At 33.2% G+C, this 2,326-nt stretch carries 3 protein-coding genes; all 3 read left to right on the top strand.

Annotated elements, in window-relative coordinates:
* The first annotated feature begins 373 nt into the window (after nucleotides 1-373).
* Entirely contained in the window at nucleotides 374-1,159 is a 786-nt protein-coding gene (locus tag LEP1GSC202_RS10945) for a hypothetical protein (protein ID WP_015677822.1), read from the top strand.
* 342 nt (nucleotides 1,160-1,501) lie between these two features.
* A complete protein-coding gene (locus LEP1GSC202_RS10940; RefSeq protein ID WP_039928887.1) occupies nucleotides 1,502-1,762 on the top strand; it encodes a type II toxin-antitoxin system HicA family toxin in 261 nt (86 codons plus the stop codon).
* A complete protein-coding gene (locus tag LEP1GSC202_RS10935; RefSeq protein ID WP_015677820.1) occupies nucleotides 1,759-2,115 on the top strand; it encodes a type II toxin-antitoxin system HicB family antitoxin in 357 nt (118 codons plus the stop codon). The genes LEP1GSC202_RS10940 and LEP1GSC202_RS10935 overlap by 4 nt, the downstream gene beginning before the upstream one ends.
* The last annotated feature ends 211 nt before the right edge of the window (nucleotides 2,116-2,326 follow it).

Below are 2,326 nucleotides of genomic sequence, written 5' to 3'. Positions count from 1 at the left end.
ACGCCTCTAATCGAACTCCTACTAAAATATAATCTATATACTAAATATTTTTTTTCCAAACAAAAGTCAATTTTCATGAATTCATACGCAACTGCGTATAACAGCGACTTACCGCTTCGCTTCGGGACTTCGCCCTCGCTCGGCCTACGGCAAATTCCCCTTCTGGCATTCGCCTTGCCTTCGCAAGCTACATGCCAGTCCCTAACGCCTCTTCGAGGCTCAGGGTCGGGGAACTTCGGTAAGTCTATTCGTTATGCGCAATTTTGTAAAATATCCCTAAATATTTTTCATATATAAATATTCCCAAAATAAAACAATTGACTTTTCTTAGTATAAAAATCATCCATAAATTCAAAAAATAACAGGAGTTAAAATGAAGAAAAACATTTTATTAACCACGATTACAATCTTTTTATTAATGAGTTGCAAAACATCGGAAAATCTATTAACTTATTCTATTAATTACCAACTTAAAGAGACTGAATGGGAAACGAAAATTTCTGACTGGATGAAAACGAGGACGAACAAAAAAAAATCTGTATACTATTTTTCACCTTCTGAAGAATTCAAATTCAATAAACCCCAAAAAATAACCTTTCATGTATGCTCAGAATTTGAATTCAAAAAGAGAAGTATAGAATATGATTTAATAATTAATAATTTCAAAAATGAATTAAATTTAAAATTTACAAATTTAAATATAAAAGACAAGGATCTTCAGGAAGAATTGGACATTGCTGCAAAAGATGAGGATTTATCTACTGACGAATTTATCAGAAAATACTGTTTTTCAGAATTTAAAAACTCCTTTCAAAGGATCATACTATCTGAGAAAGTTAATGAAAATTTTGATTTTTTGATTGGATTATGGGAAATAACCAATGATGAAACACTGAACGGAGGAAGATATTATTTTGGTGAAAATATGACATATTTCTATTTTCCTGCTAAACCAACAATTTTAGGTAACCGCTTTGAATCTGGATGGGAAATTGAAGAAAACTATTTATTGATTGAGAATTACCTATCGTTCGATGGTAAGAAAAAAATAAATAAAAAGGAAATTATAAAAATTAACAAAAACGAAATTGAGTTAAAATCAATTGATAACGATAAAACTTTCGATGGAAAGCTAACTCGCTTGAAAAGAATTTGGTAATTAAACAATTTAAGAATTTGAATTTTTTTTGAAAATACTTTTTTCATATCCAAAGACACAAAACTGCGCATAACAGCGGCTACTCACTGCGCTTCGGCACTACGGCCTCGCTTGGTCTGCGACACATTTCCCTTCTGGCATTCGCCTGCATACGCAAGCTACATGCCAGTCCCTAACGTCCCGTCCGGGACTCAGGGTCGGGAAACGTCGAGTAGCCTAGTTCGTTATGCGACATAAGCTAAAAAATGTTTTTTTAAAACAATATCGAAAGTTGGAAGAATATGAAAAATGTAACTATTTTTTAGTTGCATTATTTTCGCTTTCGAGTTATTTCAATATTTAGTGTCCAAAAAAGATAAACTTTTAGCTAGAATATTATCTAAACCAAAGGATTTTACTTACGATGAACTCAGGAAGCTTTTGAATGGATTCGATTATACAGAAGACAATTCAGGAAAATCTTCTGGATCAAGAGTTGCATGGATTCATGAAAAAGGAAAACATGTGATTAGGTTACACAAGCCTCATCCTGGTAATATTTTAAAATCATACCAAATAAATCAAATTATTGATGAATTAAAATCGGAAGGGTATTTAGAATGAAAGATTTAATGGAATATAAAGGATATCTTGGTTCTGTTCATTTTGATTCAGAAGATGAAATTTTCTACGGAAAAATTGAAGGAATAGAAGATTTAATTTCTTTTGAAGGAAAATCTGTTAATGAAATAAAAAAAGCATTCATTGAATCTGTTGATGATTATCTCCACGCCTCTAGTAAAGTTAAAAAAGAATATCCAGAAAAATCTTTTAAAGGTTCTTTCAATGTCAGAATCCCAACTGACCTTCATAGAAAAGCTTACCGAAAATCTTTGATAGAAGGAATTTCTTTAAATCAATTAGTTCAAAAAGCTATTGAAAAGGAAATCAAACAAGACAAAGCTCACGTCGCATAACAGCGACTTACCGCTTCGCTTCGGCACAAGGCCTCGCTCGGCCTGCGGCAAATTCCCCTTCTGTCACTCGTCTGCATCCGCAAACTACGTGCCAGTCCCTAACGTCCCTCCGGGACTCAGGGTCGGGGAACTTCGGTAAGTCTATTCGTTATGCGCAACGAGTTAAATTGGGATAAGAATTATTAAATTAACTTTGACTTCATTTTTAGAA

It is taken from the genome of Leptospira yanagawae serovar Saopaulo str. Sao Paulo = ATCC 700523 (assembly GCF_000332475.2).
Classification (GTDB): Bacteria; Spirochaetota; Leptospiria; order Leptospirales; family Leptospiraceae; genus Leptospira_A; species Leptospira_A yanagawae.
The sequence above is the reverse complement of the archived record's forward strand: the minus strand, read 5'-3'. Positions and strand labels throughout refer to the sequence as shown.

Excerpts from the sequence above, each read along its gene's own strand:
- LEP1GSC202_RS10945 (WP_015677822.1), top strand. The coding sequence starts at position 374 with ATGAAGAAAAACATTTTATTAACCACGATTACAATCTTTTTATTAATG.
- LEP1GSC202_RS10935 (WP_015677820.1), top strand. The coding sequence starts at position 1,759 with ATGAAAGATTTAATGGAATATAAAGGATATCTTGGTTCTGTTCATTTT.